Here is a 19,389-nt window from a genome sequence, read left to right on the forward strand (position 1 = left end):
CGGGCTTTTTCGTTTCGCAGGACAGCGCGCTACCAACCCGAGGGCAGCAGGTTCAGCGCACTGCAGATCGCGTAGACGGCGCTGGACAGGTAGATCAGCACGATCACCGCCTGGATTGCCGGGTTGGCGATCCAGCCGCATTTCCAGGCAGGCTCGAAGTCGCCATTCTTACGCGCCGAACGCAGCATCAGGATCGGCATGATCGACAGAATCACACCGCTGAAGGCACCGGCGAAGTACAGCGCGTTGACGAAGCCGACCAGACCGCTATAGGCCAGCACGAATGGCGGCAGCGCCACGATGGCCAGCACCAGCAGGCGGGTCCTGGGCTGGTTCTCCGGGCCGAGTTTGTGGAACTTGTCGAAGATATTGGTCAGGAAGCTGCCGCCTAGCCCCCAGTAGGATGTGAGCATGGCACACAGGGCGAAGGTGTTGGCGGTGAAGAACGCCCATTGCCCCAACGCCTTGCCCCACGCCAGGGTCGCGACCTCGGATTGGTTCTCCAGGCCGGTCAGCGCAATCACCGACATCGGCACGATGCTCAGCAGGATGAAAGTCGTCAGCATCCCGGTGATAACCGCCTTGGGCAGTTGCCTGGGCGCATGGCTGAAGCCGCGCGCCATCTCCGGCACGATGTACTGGGCGGAGAAGCAGAACACCGCGATGTTGAACACCGGCACCATGTAGATCCAGTCGCCTTCGAGCAGGCGCTGGAACTCGGTGTTGTCGTTCAGCAGGGTAGCGGCGACCAGAATCACGATCATGGTGACCATGCCGATGCTGATGAACTTCTCGCCCTTGCCAATGGCCCCGAGGCCCATGTAGAGCACGGCGGCGGCGGGAACGAAGAACAGCAGGCTGCCCAGTGCCGGGCTGATGCCGAAGAACGCCGCGAGAATCTTGCCGCTGCCGCTCATGTAGGCAATCAGCGCACCGATGCTGTTGACCGCTACCGACAGGAAGATCGCCCAGGCACCGAAGGAGCCGACATAGCGCTGCGCCAGTCCGCTCAACTGATTGTGAGTGCGGGTACGCAGGGCTGTCTCGGAGACGTAGAGCATCGAGATGGTGGTGAAGATGCCCGCTACCGCCAGCCACAGCAGCAGTGGCATGAAGCCGGCCTTGCGGCTGGCGTAGGCCATGGACAGAACGCCCGCACCGATGTTGGTGCCGACGATCATCGCCACGGCTTCGAGGAAGCTCAGGCGCTTGACCTCAAGGCCTGACGAATCCACCGCCTCGCTGGCGATGGTGCCCTGGAACGGCGTGTTCCCGGATTGGCTCATAACAAGTCCTCTACATGTTAATGACGAGCACCGGGGCGACCAGCTTCAGCGTGCTGATGACCTACAGGGCAACGGCATTGCAGAACAGCGAGGAACAGGGACGCCTCCGGGTCGTTCATGGGCAGCATGAATCGTTGGAGTGCCGCAGGCGTCCTGGCTTTTGTTGTTGGACTTGCGCGCCTGTCAGCGCCGCCACGAGGGCGGGCGTGCAAAATAACACACGAAAAACCAGCAGCCGGAACCACAACTAAGACTTTAGGCGTAGAAACAGGCGCTTAATCTTTACAGCAAGTTACTGAAATAAAAGGAATACCCAACAGATCGCAGCAGCGAAGCGAGAAACGGAGCCGTTCACCGATTCGAACACCTCAATCATCCAAACGAGCTGCTGCACGCCGCGCCTTAAAGAAGGCCGACAGCATCGCGCTGCACTCCTCGCCCAGTACCCCACCTTCCACCAGCACCCGGTGGTTGAGAAAGTCCTGCTCGAAGAAGGCTCCACGGCTGACCGCAACGCCCGACTTCGGCTCGGTGGCACCGTATACAACGCGCTGGATGCGCGAGTGGACGATCAGCCCGGCGCACATGCTGCAGGGTTCGAGGGTCACGTACAGCGTGGCGCCTGGCAGCCGGTAGTTCTGCGTGGCAGCAGCGGCCTCGCGGATGGCGACCATCTCGGCATGGGCGCTGGGGTCGTGGGAGGTGATCGGCCGATTGAAGCCTCGGCCGATCACCTTGCCATCCAGCACCAGCACGGCGCCCACCGGCACTTCGCCCAGGGCTGCGCCCTGCTCGGCGAGCAACATGGCCTCGCGCATGAAGGGGATGTCCTGACTGCGGTCAATGACCGGCCGCAGCCCCTTCACGGTCGGATGCCCCTTGCTGTTGGTCAGCCGCACCATGCCTCACCCACCGCGATGGTTCCCATCAGTCCTGTCTCCATGTGATCGATCACGTGGCAATGGAACATCCACAAGCCGGGGTTATCCGCCACCAGCGCCACACGTGCCGTCTCATTCTTGCCCAGCAGGTAGGTATCGGTGAAATACGGAATGATGTCCCGACGATCGGAGTCCAGCACCTTGAATGCCATGCCATGCAGGTGGATCGGGTGCTGGTACTGGGTCATGTTGCGCAGCACGAAGATGTAGCTCTTGCCTTCCTTGAGCTTGGCCAGCGGCGGCGCGTTGTGCTTGTGCTCCTCACCGCCCTGCCAGGCCACGCCGTTGATCTGCCACAGCGAAGGCGCCGACTGGCCCTTGGAGTAGTCGGACATGGCGCCGACCCACTCGAACTTGAAGTTGATGGTTTCGGCATTGGCCATGTCCGGCTCGGCCACCGGATTGTGCGGCAGCGGCGCCGGCCAATTGGCGGTGGGCGCCTTGGGATTGGCCACGCCGCGGATGGTCGCCAGGCGCACCGGACCGTTACGCAATGACAGCTCGGTATCTTCCGCCGGACCGCGCACCCCCAGCTCCAGGCGCATGCCCGGCCCGATCCAGTACTGATCCTTGGCGCTGGCACCGAAGGGACGCGGTTCCACCGGATGGCCGTCGATGGCGTAGATCTTCGCCTCGCCTCCCGGCAGGTTCAGGCGGTAGGTCACGGTGTTGTCGAGGTTGAGGATACGCACGCGGACGATCTCGCCCGCCGGCAGTTCGATCACCGGCAGATGCTCACCATTGATGGTCGACAGGCGCCCGCGCGTGCCCTCCCGCGCCGCCTCGCGCGGAACGCTGAACGGCGTGAAAGCCCCCTCCTCATCCACATGCCAGGTCTTCAGGTTGAGAACCTTCTCGCTGGCGAACTCGGTCGGCTCGCGCTCGTCGATGATCAGCGGGCCTACCAGGCCGCGCCCCAGTTGCTCGCTGCTCATCAGGTGCGGGTGATACCAGTAGCTGCCGGCGTCTGGCGTCTTGAATTGATAGATGAAGCTTTCGCCCGGCTGTACCGGCGGCTGGGAAATGTAGGGTACGCCATCCATTTCGATCGGCAGGCGGATGCCATGCCAGTGAATGGTGGTCGGCTGGTCCAGCTTGTTGGTGAAGCGAACGCGTAGCCAGTCGCCCTGGCGCGCACGAATCTCCACGCCCGGCGCCTGCCCGCCATAGGCCAGCCCCGGAGTCTTGTGGCCTGGCACCAGCTCCAGATCGAGCGGCGCGGCGATCAATTCATAGTCATGCTCGGCAGCCACCTGCGGGCGCGCCAGCCAGATGCGCGCACCACCGGCGCCCAGGCCGACAACGGCCAGGCCGGCGAGGCCGCCGAGTACTTGTCTACGGGTAAACGACATGGGATCCAGACTCCTCGAACAAGGGACATGCAACCCCATCGGCTTTCACGGAATCGGCGCAATCTGCGCCCGGCGCCAGCTCTTTTGGCTGGCTGCTCGCTGATCTACTGCAGGGGCAACAGTGCATGAGGATGCGAACGCCTCTCATGCGCCAGGTCAAGGACGGACGCACATCCGCCCTCGCCTGCCGAAGAAAGCGGCAAGCTTGCCGCCCGCTTCGTTAAGGGGATGTTAAAACCTGTGCACGATCTCACACTCGGGAGCCGGGACGCCTCGCGCAGTGCCCCGTCATCAGGTTTCAAGCAGCCCCGATCATTCCCACTCGATGGTTGCCGGCGGCTTGCTCGACACATCGTAGGTGACGCGGGAGATGCCTTCGATCTCGTTGATGATGCGGTTCGAGACCTTCTCCAGCAGCTCGTACGGCAGGTGTGCCCAGCGTGCGGTCATGAAGTCGATGGTTTCCACGGCACGCAGGGCAACGACCCACGCATAACGACGGCCATCACCGACCACACCGACGGACTTCACCGGCTGGAACACCACGAAGGCCTGGCTGGTCTTGTGGTACCAGTCGAAGTTGCGCAGCTCTTCGATGAAGATGTGGTCGGCGCGGCGCAGCAGGTCGGCGTACTCCTTCTTCACCTCGCCGAGGATGCGCACACCCAGGCCCGGCCCCGGGAACGGGTGGCGGTAGACCATGTCGTAGGGCAGGCCCAGTTCCAGGCCAATCTTGCGGACTTCGTCCTTGAACAGCTCGCGCAGCGGCTCGACCAGTTCGAACTGCATGTCTTCCGGCAGGCCGCCGACGTTGTGGTGCGACTTGATCACGTGGGCCTTGCCGGTCTTGGCGCCAGCCGACTCGATCACGTCAGGGTAGATGGTGCCCTGGGCCAGGAACTTCACGTCCTGCAGCTTGGTGGCTTCCTCGTCGAAGACCTCGATGAAGGTCTTGCCGATGATCTTGCGCTTCTGCTCCGGATCGGCGACGCCGGCCAAGCGGCCGAGGAACTTGTCTTCGGCATTGGCGCGAATCACTTTCACGCCCATGTTCTCGGCGAACATGGCCATCACCTGGTCGCCCTCGTGCAGGCGCAGCAGGCCATTGTCGACGAACACACAGGTCAGTTGGTCGCCGATCGCCTTGTGCAGCAACGCCGCGACCACCGAGGAGTCCACACCGCCGGACAGGCCCAGTAGCACCTTGGACGAACCGACCTGGGCGCGCACGGTGGCGATGGCGTCGTTGACGATGTTGGACGGAGTCCACAGGGCTTCGCAGCCGCAGATGTCCAGCACGAAGCGGGAGAGGATACGACCGCCCTGCTTGGTATGGGTCACTTCCGGGTGGAACTGTACGCCGTAGTAGCCACGGACATCATCGGCCATCGCGGCAATCGGGCAGCTCGGGGTGCTGGCGAGGATGTGGAAGCCAGCCGGGATCTCGGTGACCTTGTCGCCATGGCTCATCCACACATCGAGGCCGAGCACACCGTCTTCATCGACGTGATCCTCGATACCATCCAGCAGGCGCGCCTTGCCGACCACATCGACGCGGGCATAGCCGAACTCGCGCAGGTCGGAACCCTGCACCTTGCCGCCCATCTGCTCGGCCATCGTCTGCATGCCGTAGCAGATGCCGAACAGCGGCACATTGAGTTCGAACACCGCCTTGGGCGCGCGCGGGCTGTTTGCCTCGTGCACCGACTCCGGGCCGCCGGCCAGGATGACGCCGCGCGGAGCGAAGGCGCGAATCTCGTCGTCGGACATGTCGAACGGGTGGATCTCGCAGTACACGCCGATCTCGCGAACACGGCGGGCGATCAGTTGGGTGTACTGGGAGCCGAAGTCCAGGATCAGGATCCGGTGAGCGTGAATGTCTTGGGCCATGACCATCTCTCGTAGCGAAATTCTCAAACGACACGGGGCTGTATCAACCAGCCCCGTGTCCGACTCATTTACCGAAGAACCCTTAACCTACGCGGTAATTAGGGGCTTCCTTGGTGATCTGCACATCGTGGACGTGGGACTCGGCCATGCCGGCGCCGGTGATGCGCACGAACTGCGGCTTGGTGCGCATGTCCTGGATGTCGGCACTGCCGGTATAGCCCATCGCGGCGCGCAGGCCACCCATCAGTTGGTGAACGATGGCGGTCAGTTGGCCTTTATAGGGTACGCGGCCTTCGATGCCTTCCGGCACCAGCTTCTCGGCGCCAGCGGAGGCGTCCTGGAAGTAGCGGTCGGAAGAACCGGTGGAGCCGGCCATCGCGCCCAGCGAACCCATGCCACGGTAGGACTTGTAGGAACGGCCCTGGAACAGTTCGATCTCGCCCGGGGCCTCTTCGGTGCCGGCGAACATCGACCCCATCATCACGCAGTAGGCGCCAGCGACCATTGCCTTGGCCAGGTCGCCGGAGAAGCGGATGCCGCCGTCGGCGATCAGCGGAACGCCGGTGCCTTCGAGGGCGGCGGCGACGTTGGCGATGGCGGAGATCTGCGGCACGCCGACGCCAGCGACGATACGGGTGGTGCAGATGGAGCCCGGGCCGATGCCGACTTTCACGGCGTCGGCGCCAGCGTCAGCCAGTGCCTTGGCGGCTTCGCCGGTGGCGATGTTGCCGCCGATGACCTGTACCTGCGGGAAGGTTTCCTTCACCCAGCGCACGCGGTCGATAACGCCCTTGGAGTGGCCGTGGGCGGTGTCGACGACGACTACGTCGACACCAGCGGCAACCAGCGCGGCAACGCGCTCGCCGGTATCGGCGCCAGTGCCGACGGCCGCGCCGACGCGCAGGCGGCCCAGGTCATCCTTGGACGCCAGCGGATAGGTCTTGGCCTTCTCGATGTCACGGAAGGTCACCAGGCCGGTCAGGCGGAATTTCTCGTCGACCACCAGCATCTTCTCGATGCGGTTCTCGTAGAGGGCAGCCTTGATCTCTTCCAGGGCGGTGCCTTCACGGGCGGTGACCAGCTTGTCCTTCGGGGTCATGATCGCCGACACGCTGTCGCCGACGTTCGGCTTCACGCGCAGGTCGCGGCCGGTGACGATACCGACCAGTTCACCCTCTTCCACTACCGGGAAGCCGGAGAAACCGTATTCGCGGGCGATCTGCAGCAGCTCGATGATCTTGGTCGACGGGGTCACGGTGACCGGGTCGCGAACGATGGCGGTCTCGTGCTTCTTGACCTTGCGAACCTCGGCAGCCTGCTGCTCGATGCTCATGTTCTTGTGGATGATGCCGATGCCGCCTTCCTGCGCCATGGCAATCGCCAGACGGGCTTCGGTCACGGTATCCATCGCGGCGGACACCAGCGGAATGTTCAGCTCGATGCCACGGGTCAGGCGGGTCTTCAGGCTCACGTCCTTGGGTAGAACTTCCGAATAACCCGGAATCAGGAGGACGTCGTCGAAAGTGAGGGCTTCTTGGCTGATGCGCAGCATGGCGGGGGCTCCCGATCGGGAAAAATGGAAGCGCGGCATTATATCCCAGCTAGGGGGCGCGGCTCAACGCAACCGGACGATCTGAATACAGCGACTCGCCCCGATGGTTCACCCTGCCAATTTCGGCACCAGGTCCGGGCACGCCGCCGGCTACTCTCGGGCCTACGCGCTGGCCCCGCTCCGCCGGCCCGCTTATCATCCTTCGCCATGCATAACGATCCCTTCCAACGGCTGGGCCTCGACCGCGAGGTGCTGACCGTCAGCCAGCTCAACCAACGCGCCCGCCACCTGCTGGAGGACGTGTTCCCGCAGGTGTGGGTCGAAGGCGAGATTTCCAACCTCGCCCGCCCGGCGTCCGGCCACATGTACTTCACCCTCAAGGACAGCAACGCTCAGGTACGCTGCGCGCTATTCCGGCAGAACGCCCTGCGCGTGCGCCAGGCGCTGCGCGACGGCCTGGCGGTGCGTGTGCGCGGCAAGGTCTCGCTGTTCGAAGGCCGCGGCGACTACCAGCTGATCGCCGACGCCGTCGAACCTGCTGGCGACGGCGCGCTACGCCTGGCCTTCGAGGCGCTCAAGGAAAAGCTGGCCGCCGAAGGACTGTTCGCCGCCGAGCGCAAGCGCGAGCTGCCTGCCCATCCGCGCCGCATCGGCATCGTCAGTTCGCCGACCGGTGCGGTGATCCGCGACATCATCAGCGTGTTCCGCCGCCGCGCGCCGCAGGTCGAGCTGACCCTCATCCCAACCGCCGTCCAGGGCCGCGAGGCCACCGCACAGATCGTACGCGCACTGAAGCTGGCCGATGCCCAGAGCTTCGACGCCCTGATCCTCGCCCGTGGCGGCGGCTCGCTGGAAGACCTCTGGTGCTTCAACGAAGAGGCCGTTGCCCGTGCCGTCGCCGCCTGTGTGACGCCCATCGTCAGTGCGGTGGGCCACGAAACCGACGTATCCATCAGCGATTTCGTCGCCGACGTGCGCGCGCCCACGCCTTCAGCGGCTGCCGAACTGCTGGCGCCCCATAGCGGCGACCTGCAGCAACGCCTGGACGGCCTGCGCCGCCGGCTGATCCTGCGCATCCAGGATCGCCTGACTCGCGAGCGCCTGCGCCTGGAAGGCACCGCCCGGCGCCTGCGCCACCCTGGCGAGCGCCTGCGCCAGCAATCCCAGCGTCTGGACGACCTGGACATGCGCATGCGCCGCGCTTTCGAGCGGCAGATGCAGGTTCGCCAGGAACGCCTCGCCCGCCTCGACACTCGCCTCGCCGCCCAGCATCCGGGGCGCACCCTGGCGTTGCTGCGCCAGCGCCTGGACAACCTCAGCGCACGCCTGCCGCGCGCCACCAACGCCATCCTGCGCGAACAACGCCAGCGCCTCGACACACTGATGCAGACGCTGCACATCGTCAGCCCCCTGGCGACCCTCGGACGCGGCTACAGCATCCTGCTCGACGACAAAGGCCTGGCGATCCGCAGCGCCTCGCAGACGAAAAACGGTCAGCGCCTCAAGGCCCGCCTGGGCGAAGGCGAGCTGGAAGTGCGGGTGGAGGACAACCACCAGGCGCCCGTCACCCTTTCACTGCTGGACTGATTGCCGATGACCGACCTGTTCGCGCCGATCCTGCCGCAACCCGACCCGGACTGGGCCGAAGCCTTTCGCGTACCCATCGTCGAATGCGGCCAGCCATTGCAAGCGCTGGGTATTGCCACAGGCTTCGCGGTATGGCCCGCCTACCATCGGCTCGGCGTGCCCAATGCGCTCCCCGAGTGCCATGCGCGCAGCGAGATCTTCGAACGCCTGCTCCATGCCGCCAGCCTGTTGCCGGACGGCATCCGTCTGGTGATCCTCGACGCCTGGCGCCCGTTCGCGGTGCAGCAGCACCTGTACGACACGCTTTACGACATCCTCCGCCAGCACGAACCGGACGCCGATCCCGCCGAGCTGACCCGGCGCACCCGGGAGTTCGTCGCCCCGCCTAGCACTCGCGCCGAATCGCCCAGCCCGCACCTCACCGGCGGCGCCATCGATCTCACTCTGTGCGACCGCGACGGCCGCTGGCTGGAGATGGGCAGCCTGTTCGACGAGGCGACGCCACGCTCCTATACCCGTCACTACGAAGAGATCGCCCAGCCCGACGAGGCCCAGCGGCTCGCTCGCGACAATCGCCGGATGCTGTTCAACGCCATGAGCGCAGCCGGGTTCAGCAACCTGTCCAGCGAGTGGTGGCACTATGACTATGGCGACCAGTTGTGGGCCGCCCACCTCGGCAAGCCCCACGCCATCTATGGTCCGGCGCATGTCCTGCCGCTGGAACAGCTGTGGCGCCAACAGCTCGAAGGCCTGCGCCGATAGAAACCGGCTCTTGCAGGATGGCGTAGAGCGACGCGATACCCATCGAGCGTCGTGTGATCGGGGTGATGGGTATCGCAAGCTCCACCCATCCTACGTCCGCCCTCGAAGGCCAACCCCGGTAGCTTTCGCTCCTGCAAAAGCGCCACATACGGGAATCGAGGCCAGCCGAAACAAGGGTGGCCAAAGGCATTGGCTCCCAGAAGAACAGCCCGGTTCCGCTTTCGACGAAATCGCCTCGCCCGCCAGGCCGCCCCGTGTAGACTGCCCGCTTCATCCGCCGACACGTCCACGGACTGCGAAATGCTCCGACTCATCTGCCTGCTCATCGCCAGCCTGTTCACCCTCTCCGCCCAAGCCGAAGGCTTCATCAGCCGCACGCTGCACAAGCCGGTCCCCGGTGGCGTCGCCGTGGTGCAACTGGGCCAGGACGCCGCCGTTCCCACGGCCAGCTACCAGGGCAAGCCGGTGCTGGTGGTACGCGAAGAGGGCCGCGACTGGATCGCCATCGTGGGCATTCCGCTGACCGCCAAGGCCGGCAGCCAGCAGATCGCCGTGAAGCAGGCCGGTACCAACCGCAACCTCAGCTTCAGCGTGGGCAGCAAGCACTACAAGGAGCAGCGCATCACCCTGAAGAACACCCGCCAGGTGAATCCGCTGCCCGAGGACCTCAAGCGCATCAACCGCGAACTGGCCGAGCAGACCGCCGCCTACCGCACTTTCAGCCCCGGCACGCCAAGCAATCTGGTGCTGGACAAACCGGTAAACGGGCCGCTCTCCAGCCCATTCGGCCTGCGCCGCTTCTTCAATGGAGAGGAACGCAATCCACACTCGGGCCTCGACTTCGCCGTACCCGCCGGCACCCCGATCAAGTCACCGGCCGCCGGCAAGGTGATCCTGATCGGCAACTATTTCTTCAATGGCAACACTGTATTCGTCGACCACGGCCAGGGCTTCATCAGCATGTTCTGCCATATGTCGAAGATCGACGTGAAACTCGGCGACGCCGTGCCGCGCGGTGGCGTGGTCGGCCGCGTCGGCGCCACCGGCCGGGCCACCGGGCCGCACATGCATTGGAACGTCAGCCTGAACGACACCCGCGTCGACCCGGCGATATTCATCGGCGCCTTCAAACCCTGATGCGCCTGCGCTTCGATTCGCGCTGCGCGATCTTCGCGCTGCTCTGGTTCGCGGTGCTGGCGTGGCTTGCCACGGCTGGCGCCCATCTTGGCTGGCTGCGCGGTTTGGGTGGCGACGTGCTGGCAGTGATCTGGCTGTACTGCCTGCTGCGCGCCGCGCTCGACGCCCCCGCGCACCGGCTGGCCGGTACTGCGCTGGCCTGCGGGCTGGTTATCGAGCTCGCGCAATTCCTCGCCGCCACGCTGCACTGGCAGGTCGGCAACCGTGTGCTACGCGTCGTGCTGGGCGCAACGCCCGACTGGCTGGATGTGCTGGCCTACTTCATCGGCTTCGCGCTGATCCTCGCGACGCGATGGATGCACCAGAGCCTCAGGGCTCGTTCACGGTCCCGCCAGTTGAAGCCGTAGAAGTCGAAACGACCGCAGGGATAGGCAGCCCGAGGCGCTTTCCGATGCCTTACGGGCGGTGTCCGGCAGGACTCAGCGGATAGCTGAAAAACAATGCCATCTCCCCGGGCAGCACCTGCGCCGGGTCATAGAGGTCGGTGGACAGACCGCTGAGAACAAAGCCTCGGGAACGATAGAAGTTCACCGCTGGCAGGTTGAGGTTCTGGGTTTCCAGCCACAGGTGCCGCGCTTCGGTGCCACGCGCCCAGGCCAGGCTGGTTTCCAGCAGGCACTTGCCGATGCCGAGCCCGCGCGCGCCCGGCAGGACGAACAGGTCGTCCAGCACCGCGCGGCGGTTCCAGATTTCGTAGTGGGCGATGCAGAACCCCAGGCGCTCGCCAGTGGCGTCGATGGCCACGGCGGTCCAGTCCGCCGCCTCCACGTCGTCCCGCAGGTCGGCGAAGTGATAGCGCTTGGTACACCTCTCCGGCAACCGCGCCTCGCGAAGGACGAAGCCATCGACGACCGGGTCGATCAGCAGGATCGAATCGGTCGAGTAGCTGCCGTCGAAGGCCAGCAGCCACTCGCCATCTTGCGCCCAGTCGAGTGGACGCAGGCGCAAGTCAGTCATGCTCAGTTCATCTTCATGTCGTGCATGTCGTGGCCCATGTCCGTTCCCTTCGGCGCATCCTTCTGCACGGCAATCTCGACCTTCACGTCGCCGGCCTTCTGGAAATGCAGGGTGAGCGGAAAGCGCTCGCCATCGGCCAGCGGCTTCTTCAGGCCGAACAGCATCAGGTGGTACTGGCCAGGGGCAAAGACCACCTTGCCACCGGCGGGAATGTCCACACCTTCGACCTTCTGCATTTTCATCATGCCGTCCTTCTCCACGTGCTCGTGGATCTCCGCGCTGGCCGCACGGTCGGTGTCGGCACCAAGCAGGCGGTCGGGCTCCTTGCCGTGGTTCTGCACGATGAAGTAGGCCGCGCCATTCACCGAGTTGGCCGGCAGCAGCAGCGACCACGGGTGGTCGATGTGCAGGTTGCCAGCCTCGTATTCATGGGCCAGTGCGGCGCCGGAGAAGCCCAGCAGGACAGCGAAGGCGAGCAGGGTTTTACGCATGTTCGAGACTCCAGTTGGCTTGTGATCGGGTCCGCCGGGATGGCGGCAATCCATCGGGCCGCGGGCGCAACGATCGCGCCGCAGCATAGCCTGCCTCGCGGCAGGCGTCAGGTTGAAACAACGCACGCATCAGCCCAGAGCCGGACTGCGCGGCTTGATCCGCGACAGCACCGCCCAGTCCAGCGCCCACACCAGCAACAGCGATGCGCCCACCAGTGGGAAGGCGACGCCGAGAATGATCATGATCGCCACCCCACCCTTCCAGACCGGCAGCGCATCGGGCATCGGCGGTACGCCCAGACGTCCCCGCGGGCGCCGCTTCCACCAGATCCACAGGCCGCTGGCGGCGCTGAGCAGGATCATCAGGCAGACGGCGAGCATCAGCAGCTGGTTGAACAGGCCGAACATCTTGCCTTCGTGCAGCATCACGCCGGACTCGACCCCCTTGGCCACCAGCCCGTAGTCCTTCCAGCGCACATCGGCGAGCACCTTGCCGGTGTACTGGTCGATATGCAGGGTGGCGTCGTTGCGCGAGTCGTCGGCGAATACCGACACGGTGAACACGCCTTCCGCGCCTTTGGGCAGGGCGATGGCGTAGCCGGGCGTCACGCCGGCCCTCTCGGCAATATCCACCACCTGCTGCAGGCTGATCTGCGGCATGGCCATGCCGCCGGAGCCTTGCCTCATGTGTTCGGCGTGGGCGCCGCCGGACATCGGCATCGGCGTGTTTTCCATCGCCCACGGGATGGTCTGGCGATGAGCTTCGTTGAGCGTGCGTGCCTCAAGGTCGGACTTGGGCACTTCGTTCCACATGGCCGCCGGGAAGCGATTCCACACATCGGCGAAGGACTTGCCCCAGAAGCCGGTCCAGGTCATGCCGGTGAGGAGCATGAACAGCATCAGCAGCGATCCCCAGAAACCGAGCACCACGTGCAGTTCGCGCCACAGCGCGCGGCCACGGCGCGACCAGTTGGGCCACACCAGCACCCGCAATGAACGCCCGCGCGGCCACCAGAGATAAAGACCGGAAACCACCAGCACGATGCCCCAGCCAGCGGCGAGCTCGATCAGGCGGTCGCCTGCGATGCCGATCATGAGTTCGCCGTGCAGAGCACGAGCCACGGCCTGCAGGTTGGACTTGGCGTCCTGCACGCCGAGCAGCTTGCCGCTGTAGGGATCGACGAAGGCGTTGACCTCGCGCCCGTCCAGTTGTGCAACGAATTGGGCGCTGCGGTCGGCGGCCGGTGCCGGCAGGTACTGGCTGACCTGCAGCTTCGGGCTCTGGTGATGCAGGTGCATCAGTTGTTCGTCAGCGGACAGCCGCACCTCGCCTGGCTTCACCTGCAGCAGGTCGCTGTACATCAGCGGATCGAGCTGGGGCTTGAACAGGTAGATGATCCCGGTGAGCGACAGCAGGATCATGAACGGTGCGACGAACAGCCCGGCATAGAAGTGCCAGCGCCAGGCCAGGTTGTAGAAATCGAATGTCTTCTTCCGCATTCGTTATCTCCTCACACAAGGAGGCCCCCTACTGGCGGGGGCCGGTGTCAGGGTCTGAAGACCCTGCGATTAGAACGAGAAGTCCACTTTGGTCCAGAGCGTGCGCCCCGGCTCGTGGATCGATTCGGGGTTGTCCGCGGGGTAGCCGAAGCCAGCGTTACCCGCCAGGTTCAGGTGCTCGGCGTAGTCCTTATCGAACAGGTTGTCGACGCCGGCGCTGACCTTGAAGTGCTGGCTCAGCTTGTATGCGCCATTGAGCGAGAACACGGCAAAGCCTGGGCTTTCATCGAAGTCGTAACCGACCACGTTACCCTGTCCTTCCGCGACACGCCCCTGCCTGGCCACCACGCGCCACAGACCGCCGGCGCTCCAGTCGTCCTGCTCGTAGGTGAGGCCGAAACGCGCTTCCAGAGGCGGCATCTGCGGCAACGCGCGGTTGTCGGTGGTGTTCTTGCCCCAGGCATAGGCCAGGGTGGCGTCGGTCTTCCAGTTGCTGGTGAGGGCGTAGGCCACCCCCAGTTCGCCGCCCATGATCCGCGCATCGACGTTCCGCGCCTGGGACGTGGAGCCCATCATGCCGCCGGTGCTGTACTCGAACAGGATGTAGTCGCGGATTACGCCGGCATAGCCGGAAGCCCAGGCCTTGAGCTTCTCGTCCTCGTACTGCGCGCCGAAGTCCAGTTGGGTGGTCTTCTCCGGCTTGATGCTGTCGAAGGCGTTGACCGAGCCGGTCGGCCCCCGTTTGGGCGAGAACAGCTCCCAGTAGTCGGGGAAGCGCTGCACATGACCGAGGCCGGCGTACAGCGTGGCGGGCGTGTCGGCCAGGTCGTGCTCGTAGCGCACGAAACCGCTGGGCAGCGTATCGGAGCGAGTGTCATCGGCGGTCGGATTGGGACGAGTCATCATTCCCGAGCCGGTGGTCTGCCGGTAGTCCTTGGCCGAAGCCCGGTCCAGGCGCGCACCGCCGATCAGGCGGTCGCGCTCTGCGGCGTACCAGGTCAGTTCACCGAAGGCGCCGTAGTTGTGGAATACCGCATCCTTGTTCCAGGGCTGATCGTCGTAGGTGCCAATGCCCATGCCGCTGCGCTGGCGATGCTCGTTGGTCTGGGCGTCGACACCGGAGATCAGCTTGAAATCGTCCCAGCGCCAGGTCGCGGCGAGGCGCCCGCCGAGGGTGCGACGGTCGACATTGGATGCCATGGGACCGGCCATCATTCCGGTGCCGGACGGAGTGCGCAGGCTGTAGTTGTCCATTACGTGGTCGGCGTAGTTGTAGTAGACCTGCGCCTCCAGCGTATCGAGTACCTCGCCGATGTTGGATTTCTCGAAGCGCAGGCCAAGGCTCTCGCGCTTGAACTGCGATCCATCCATGCCTCGCCCGGCGTAGCGCGCCTCGCCGTCGCCCTTGCCCGCGGTCAGCTCGACCACGGTGTCGGCATCCGGCGTCCAGCCGACGGCGACGTCGCCATTCCACTTGTTCCAGCGCGAGGGCACGGTATCGCCTGCACCGTCTTCGTAGTCATCGGACTGGGACTTGTTCCCGGTGAAACGCAGGTAGCCGTCGGGGCCGCCGGCGGCGGCATCCAGCACTCGGTCGAAGCGACCGTTGGAACCCGCCACGAGGCTGCCGTTGATACGCGAGCCAAGCTCGCCGAAACGTTCCGGCTCACGGTCGAAGCGGATCGTCCCGGCGGAGGCGCCCGGGCCCCAGATCACGGTTTCCGGCCCTTTCACCACGGTGAGTTTGTCGAAGGTTTCCGGCGAGATATAGGAGGTCGGAGCGTCCATCCGCGCCGGACAGGCACCGAGCATGGTGGTGCCATTGGTGAGGATGTTCAGCCGCGAGCCGAACATGCCACGCAGTACCGGGTCGCCATTGGTGCCGCCGTTGCGGATGGCGGAGAAGCCGGGGATGGTCTTGAGGTAGTCGGCGCCGTCGCTGGCCGGAATCGGCTGACGCGGCTGTTTTGGATCGGTCACCACGGTGAGCGGCGAGCTCTGCGCCACGGCGGTGATGACGCTGGGCTCCAGCGCCACCGCGTGTGCGGAGTGATCCTCTTCCTCGGCCAGGACCGAGACACTGTTGAGGCCGCCAAGGGCGGTCAGCGCACACAGGGCGCGCAAGCCGACGGCACGCTGCCGACGACGAATTTGCATGCGGGACATTCCATTTTTTCCATGATCGGTGAATACGCCCGATCCACGCGGACACGCACGGTGCGCAGGCAAATGCGTTTAGCCGCGCCTGCGGTTCGGTGGACTGGGAAGTGGAATCAGCCGATCAGGAGTGGGGGAGCGCGAGAGCGGGCGCCGGGGAAGACCGGCGAGGCGGGAATGGCGGAAGTGGCGAATGAGCTGACTGGCGCGCGGGCACCGGACAGGCCGTGATCGAGCAGGACGGGCGGAGTCGTCAGTGGCGGGCTGTGGATAAGCAGGCTGCAATAGCCGCACTTCTCCATGAACGAATCGGCGGTCAGTGGCTGCTCGCCGTGGGACATCATAACCGCGTGATGTTCCCGCTGAGCATCGGAACAGGCCAGTTCGGCCAGGCTGGCCAGTACGTCGCCATGCTGCATGGTCTTGCCATGCTGCATCGGCATGGCGTGATCCATCGGCATAGGGTGATCCATCGGCAGCGACTGGGATACCAGCGGGCCGACATAGATCATCAGCATGGCGAACAACGCCAGCCAGGTACCTACGCCTTGTCGAGTGCGACGGGTCACGAAATGTCCTTGGGATTGGATAACCCGCCTGGGGCGGGGGCGTCATGATCGCACGGAGCTATCTCACTCCGCTGCGGCAAGTGGCCGCAGAATCAGTTAAGCACAGACCAATGCCTGAAAATAAATTGCCGCAAAGACAAATACACAGCAATAAAAAACCGCAAAAAACACCCTTTCGCGTTTTTCTACCAATTTTTTATCAATGCTTGCCATAGCCATCCAACGGCATTAGGTTGGCAGTCATGAAAACCGCACACACCCTCATTCTGCTTCGCCAACACGCCTGCCTGCGCCTGGTCAGCCCGCGACTGCGTGGCTGAGCCCCCCTTCCCCGGTATCGCTACATTCAGTTTTTTTGCGCAGGCCCAGCAGGCCGCAGAGAACAAGGACTCCGCTCATGAGCATGTTGAAAGACCCGTCGAAGAAGTACCGTCCGTTCACCCAGATTTCCCTGCCGGATCGCACCTGGCCGGACAAGATCATCGACAAGGCACCGATCTGGTTGTCCACCGACCTGCGCGACGGTAACCAGTCGCTGATCGAGCCGATGGACGCAGAGAAGAAGATGCGCTTCTTCAAGTGCCTGGTTCAGGTCGGTCTGAAGGAAATCGAAGTGGGCTTCCCGTCCGCCTCGCAGACCGATTTCGACTTCGTTCGCGAACTGATCGAAGGCGGCCACATTCCCGATGACGTCACTATCCAGGTGCTGACCCAGGCCCGCGATGATCTCATTGAGCGTACCTTCGAGTCGCTGAAGGGCGCGAAGAAAGCCATCGTCCATTACTACAACGCCTGTGCGCCGAGCTTCCGCAAGATCGTCTTCAACCAGGATAAGGAAGGCGTCAAGCAGATCGCCATCGCCGCCGGCAAGACCATCAAGCGCCTGGCCGCCGCCGCGCCGGAAACCCAGTGGGGCTTCGAGTACTCGCCGGAAGTCTTCAGCTCCACCGAGACCGACTTCGCCGTCGAGGTGTGCAACGCGGTGATCGACGTGTTCCAGCCGACCCCGGCCAACCGCCTGATCCTGAACCTGCCCGCAACCATCGAGTGCGCCACCCCGAACAACTACGCCGACCAGATCGAATGGTTCGGCCGCCACATCGACAAGCGCGACAGCGTGATCATCAGCCTGCACACCCACAATGACCGTGGCACCGGTGTGGCTGCATCCGAACTGGCGCTGATGGCCGGCGCCGACCGCGTGGAAGGCTGCCTGTTCGGCAATGGCGAGCGCACCGGCAACCTGTGCCTGGTGACGATGGCGCTGAACATGTACACCCAGGGCATCGACCCCGAACTGGACTTCTCCGACATCGATGCCGTGCGCAAGGTCGTCGAAGAGTGCAACCAGATTCCGGTGCATCCGCGCCACCCTTACGTGGGCGACCTGGTCCACACCGCGTTCTCCGGCTCTCACCAGGACGCCATCCGCAAGGGCTTCGCCCAGCAGAAGGACGACGCCGTATGGGAAGTGCCGTACCTGCCGATCGACCCGGCGGACATCGGCCGCAGCTACGAGGCTGTCATCCGCGTGAACAGCCAGTCCGGCAAGGGCGGCATCACCTTCCTGCTGGAGCAGGAATATGGCATCAGCCTGCCGCGCCGCATGCAGATCGAGTTCAGCCAGGTAGTACAGAACGAGACCGACCGTCTCGGCCTGGAAATGACCGCCGAGCAGATCTACACCCTGCTGCAGACCGAATACCTGCAGGCCGTCTCTCCGTTCGGCCTGAAGAACTACCGCCTGCAGGAAGAGAACGGCATCTGCGCCATCGATATCGACGTAACCCACAAGGGCGAGCAGCACCGCTGGCACGGTAAGGGCAAGGGCACCCTGGAAGCCCTGGTCGCTTCGTTGCCGGTTGACGTCGAGATCATGGACTACAACGAGCATGCCATCGGCGCCGGTACCAACGCTCGCGCGGCGGCCTACATCGAACTGCGTGTCGAGGGTGGTCGTTCGCTGCACGGCATCGGTATCGATGAAAACATCACCACCGCGAGCTTCCGGGCGCTGTTCAGCGCTTTGAACCGCGCCGTGACACTGGGGCAAGCAAAGGCCGCCTAAGCCACGCAAGCCACAGTAATCTGGAAGTCCCTTTGCCCCGGACGCCTTGTGCGTCCGGGGCTGTTTTCGAATTTCGAAGGAGCGAAATCGTGACGGACACCTCGCAAGGCAATCCCTTCCAGACTCCCGCTGCCATTCTCCAGGACGCGGCCACCACCGATACCGACGAGCCTCTATATCGCCTCGCCGCCGTTGGCATTGCCACTTTCTTCGGCACGCCCATTGCCGGCGCCTGGGTCATTGTGCAGAACCTCAAGGCACTGCGCCGTGGCCATGAAGCCCGCAACGCCTGGCTGATGGGCATCGGCCTCACCCTCGGCATCTTCCTGCTCGGCTACTTCCTGCCGGACAACATCTCCGGAACGCCCATCGCTATCGCTTCTGTCTTCGGCATGTACCAGTTCGCCAAGCAGAGCTTTGGCGTAGCACTGGAGCGACACCTCGCCGGTGGCGGCCAGTGGCGCTCGAACTGGCGCGCCTTCGGCGTCAGCCTGCTGATCCTGCTCGGCGTCCTGGCCGCACTCTTCGCAAGCGTCTTCATCCTATCCCTGCTCGGCTTCATCTGATTTCACCCTGCGCAGGCTCGCCTGGAGGCTCCCTCCACAGGGAGTGTCTGTGTGTTGCTGGCCCCGCCATACCCTATTCTGGCTAGATCGGCGGCCCGGAAATGAAGAAGGCCCCGCTCGGGGCCTTCTCACTTCATTCGTCGTCGCCGCTTGCGCTGACGGCACCAAGGCAGCAGAGCCGGTGCTCCTGGCCGCCGGCGTGGACCAGCCAGCTCTCCTCCTCGGACTGGTAACGCGCCTCCATCACCTCGTTGTAGGTGAAGCGCCACTCTCGCCGGTCGCGGCCATCGATGGACTCGATGCGCAGCACCATTTCGTCGCTGGCGAAGGGCTGGTCCGCGTGGGCAGCGGCATCTGCCTGGTCCAGCAGCGACTCGTTCAGCTCGAACTGCCAGGCATGCAGACCGTCGATCAACAACATGTCGGCGGTCTCCAGTTGATCCAGCAGGTAGGGAGTCGTGGTCATGGCAGGCACTCGGCAATGGGCAGGCCGTCATGATAGAGCAAAACCCAT

At 64.3% G+C, this 19,389-nt stretch carries 17 protein-coding genes; 6 read left to right on the forward strand and 11 right to left on the reverse strand.

Features of this window, described 5'->3' with window-relative positions; translation table 11 throughout:
* Positions 1-29 precede the first annotated feature (29 nt).
* The 5 genes from OU419_RS21930 to guaB all read right to left on the reverse strand — a co-directional run bounded on the left by OU419_RS21930 (position 30) and on the right by guaB (position 7,021).
* Positions 30-1,286, reverse strand: a complete 1,257-nt coding sequence (locus OU419_RS21930) for an aromatic amino acid transport family protein (RefSeq protein WP_254470645.1) — start codon at positions 1,284-1,286, stop codon at positions 30-32.
* A 368-nt stretch (positions 1,287-1,654) separates the two neighbouring features.
* Positions 1,655-2,188 (reverse strand): tRNA adenosine(34) deaminase TadA, encoded by a 534-nt coding sequence (tadA, locus tag OU419_RS21935; RefSeq protein WP_302328844.1) that lies wholly within the window; start codon positions 2,186-2,188, stop codon positions 1,655-1,657.
* Positions 2,176-3,579 (reverse strand): multicopper oxidase family protein, encoded by a 1,404-nt coding sequence (locus tag OU419_RS21940; RefSeq protein ID WP_254470644.1) that lies wholly within the window; start codon positions 3,577-3,579, stop codon positions 2,176-2,178. Before OU419_RS21940 ends, tadA begins: the two co-directional genes overlap by 13 nt.
* Before the next feature lie 312 nt (positions 3,580-3,891).
* Positions 3,892-5,469 (reverse strand): glutamine-hydrolyzing GMP synthase, encoded by a 1,578-nt coding sequence (gene guaA / locus OU419_RS21945; RefSeq protein ID WP_254470643.1) that lies wholly within the window; start codon positions 5,467-5,469, stop codon positions 3,892-3,894.
* 82 nt (positions 5,470-5,551) lie between these two features.
* Entirely contained in the window at positions 5,552-7,021 is a 1,470-nt protein-coding gene (gene guaB, locus OU419_RS21950; RefSeq protein WP_254470642.1) for an IMP dehydrogenase, read from the reverse strand.
* A 207-nt stretch (positions 7,022-7,228) separates the two neighbouring features.
* Between guaB and xseA the strand changes: the two genes are divergently transcribed.
* From xseA to OU419_RS21970, 4 genes are all read left to right on the forward strand, one after another.
* On the forward strand, positions 7,229-8,608 hold the full coding sequence (gene xseA, locus OU419_RS21955; protein WP_254470641.1) for an exodeoxyribonuclease VII large subunit: 1,380 nt from the start codon (positions 7,229-7,231) through the stop codon (positions 8,606-8,608).
* Between the two features lie 6 nt (positions 8,609-8,614).
* Complete coding sequence (locus OU419_RS21960; RefSeq protein ID WP_254470640.1) at positions 8,615-9,370, forward strand: M15 family metallopeptidase; 756 nt, start codon at positions 8,615-8,617, stop codon at positions 9,368-9,370.
* Positions 9,371-9,670: 300 nt separating this feature from the next.
* Positions 9,671-10,507: a M23 family metallopeptidase gene (locus tag OU419_RS21965; RefSeq protein WP_254470639.1), complete on the forward strand. Its 837-nt coding sequence runs from the start codon at positions 9,671-9,673 to the stop codon at positions 10,505-10,507.
* On the forward strand, positions 10,507-10,914 hold the full coding sequence (locus OU419_RS21970) for a ribosomal maturation YjgA family protein (protein ID WP_254470638.1): 408 nt from the start codon (positions 10,507-10,509) through the stop codon (positions 10,912-10,914). The genes OU419_RS21965 and OU419_RS21970 overlap by 1 nt, the downstream gene beginning before the upstream one ends.
* 49 nt (positions 10,915-10,963) lie before the next feature.
* Here OU419_RS21970 and OU419_RS21975 read toward each other — a convergent pair whose 3' ends face one another.
* The 5 genes from OU419_RS21975 to OU419_RS21995 all read right to left on the reverse strand — a co-directional run bounded on the left by OU419_RS21975 (position 10,964) and on the right by OU419_RS21995 (position 16,241).
* The gene (locus tag OU419_RS21975; RefSeq protein WP_254470637.1) at positions 10,964-11,524 is read right to left on the reverse strand and encodes a GNAT family N-acetyltransferase; all 561 of its coding nucleotides are present in this window, start codon (positions 11,522-11,524) and stop codon (positions 10,964-10,966) included.
* A 2-nt stretch (positions 11,525-11,526) separates the two neighbouring features.
* A complete protein-coding gene (locus OU419_RS21980; protein ID WP_254470636.1) occupies positions 11,527-12,015 on the reverse strand; it encodes a copper chaperone PCu(A)C in 489 nt (162 codons plus the stop codon).
* A 129-nt stretch (positions 12,016-12,144) separates the two neighbouring features.
* Positions 12,145-13,515 (reverse strand): PepSY-associated TM helix domain-containing protein, encoded by a 1,371-nt coding sequence (locus OU419_RS21985; RefSeq protein ID WP_254470635.1) that lies wholly within the window; start codon positions 13,513-13,515, stop codon positions 12,145-12,147.
* Between the two features lie 69 nt (positions 13,516-13,584).
* Positions 13,585-15,681 carry a TonB-dependent copper receptor gene (locus tag OU419_RS21990; RefSeq protein ID WP_408004906.1) on the reverse strand — a complete coding sequence of 699 codons (2,097 nt, stop codon included), beginning with the start codon at positions 15,679-15,681 and terminating at the stop codon, positions 13,585-13,587.
* A gap of 107 nt (positions 15,682-15,788) precedes the next feature.
* Positions 15,789-16,241, reverse strand: coding sequence for a DUF2946 domain-containing protein (locus OU419_RS21995; RefSeq protein ID WP_254470633.1), 453 nt, complete (start codon positions 16,239-16,241; stop codon positions 15,789-15,791).
* Between the two features lie 397 nt (positions 16,242-16,638).
* Between OU419_RS21995 and leuA the strand changes: the two genes are divergently transcribed.
* Together leuA and OU419_RS22005 are read left to right on the forward strand one after the other, a co-directional pair.
* Positions 16,639-18,309 carry a 2-isopropylmalate synthase gene (leuA, locus tag OU419_RS22000; protein ID WP_254470632.1) on the forward strand — a complete coding sequence of 557 codons (1,671 nt, stop codon included), beginning with the start codon at positions 16,639-16,641 and terminating at the stop codon, positions 18,307-18,309.
* Between the two features lie 89 nt (positions 18,310-18,398).
* Positions 18,399-18,875: a hypothetical protein gene (locus OU419_RS22005; RefSeq protein ID WP_254470631.1), complete on the forward strand. Its 477-nt coding sequence runs from the start codon at positions 18,399-18,401 to the stop codon at positions 18,873-18,875.
* A gap of 133 nt (positions 18,876-19,008) precedes the next feature.
* Here OU419_RS22005 and OU419_RS22010 read toward each other — a convergent pair whose 3' ends face one another.
* Positions 19,009-19,341 carry a DUF5629 family protein gene (locus OU419_RS22010; protein WP_254470630.1) on the reverse strand — a complete coding sequence of 111 codons (333 nt, stop codon included), beginning with the start codon at positions 19,339-19,341 and terminating at the stop codon, positions 19,009-19,011.
* Between the last annotated feature and the right edge of the window lie 48 nt (positions 19,342-19,389).

Source organism: Pseudomonas triclosanedens, from assembly GCF_026686735.1.
Lineage (GTDB): Bacteria > Pseudomonadota > Gammaproteobacteria > Pseudomonadales > Pseudomonadaceae > Pseudomonas > Pseudomonas triclosanedens.

Excerpts from the sequence above, each read along its gene's own strand:
- OU419_RS21930 (WP_254470645.1), bottom strand. The coding sequence starts at position 1,286 with ATGAGCCAATCCGGGAACACGCCGTTCCAGGGCACCATCGCCAGCGAG.
- tadA (WP_302328844.1), bottom strand. The coding sequence starts at position 2,188 with ATGGTGCGGCTGACCAACAGCAAGGGGCATCCGACCGTGAAGGGGCTG.
- OU419_RS21940 (WP_254470644.1), bottom strand. The coding sequence starts at position 3,579 with ATGTCGTTTACCCGTAGACAAGTACTCGGCGGCCTCGCCGGCCTGGCC.
- guaA (WP_254470643.1), bottom strand. The coding sequence starts at position 5,469 with ATGGCCCAAGACATTCACGCTCACCGGATCCTGATCCTGGACTTCGGC.
- guaB (WP_254470642.1), bottom strand. The coding sequence starts at position 7,021 with ATGCTGCGCATCAGCCAAGAAGCCCTCACTTTCGACGACGTCCTCCTG.
- xseA (WP_254470641.1), top strand. The coding sequence starts at position 7,229 with ATGCATAACGATCCCTTCCAACGGCTGGGCCTCGACCGCGAGGTGCTG.
- OU419_RS21960 (WP_254470640.1), top strand. The coding sequence starts at position 8,615 with ATGACCGACCTGTTCGCGCCGATCCTGCCGCAACCCGACCCGGACTGG.
- OU419_RS21965 (WP_254470639.1), top strand. The coding sequence starts at position 9,671 with ATGCTCCGACTCATCTGCCTGCTCATCGCCAGCCTGTTCACCCTCTCC.
- OU419_RS21970 (WP_254470638.1), top strand. The coding sequence starts at position 10,507 with ATGCGCCTGCGCTTCGATTCGCGCTGCGCGATCTTCGCGCTGCTCTGG.
- OU419_RS21975 (WP_254470637.1), bottom strand. The coding sequence starts at position 11,524 with ATGACTGACTTGCGCCTGCGTCCACTCGACTGGGCGCAAGATGGCGAG.
- OU419_RS21980 (WP_254470636.1), bottom strand. The coding sequence starts at position 12,015 with ATGCGTAAAACCCTGCTCGCCTTCGCTGTCCTGCTGGGCTTCTCCGGC.
- OU419_RS21985 (WP_254470635.1), bottom strand. The coding sequence starts at position 13,515 with ATGCGGAAGAAGACATTCGATTTCTACAACCTGGCCTGGCGCTGGCAC.
- OU419_RS21990 (WP_408004906.1), bottom strand. The coding sequence starts at position 15,681 with ATGTCCCGCATGCAAATTCGTCGTCGGCAGCGTGCCGTCGGCTTGCGC.
- leuA (WP_254470632.1), top strand. The coding sequence starts at position 16,639 with ATGAGCATGTTGAAAGACCCGTCGAAGAAGTACCGTCCGTTCACCCAG.
- OU419_RS22010 (WP_254470630.1), bottom strand. The coding sequence starts at position 19,341 with ATGACCACGACTCCCTACCTGCTGGATCAACTGGAGACCGCCGACATG.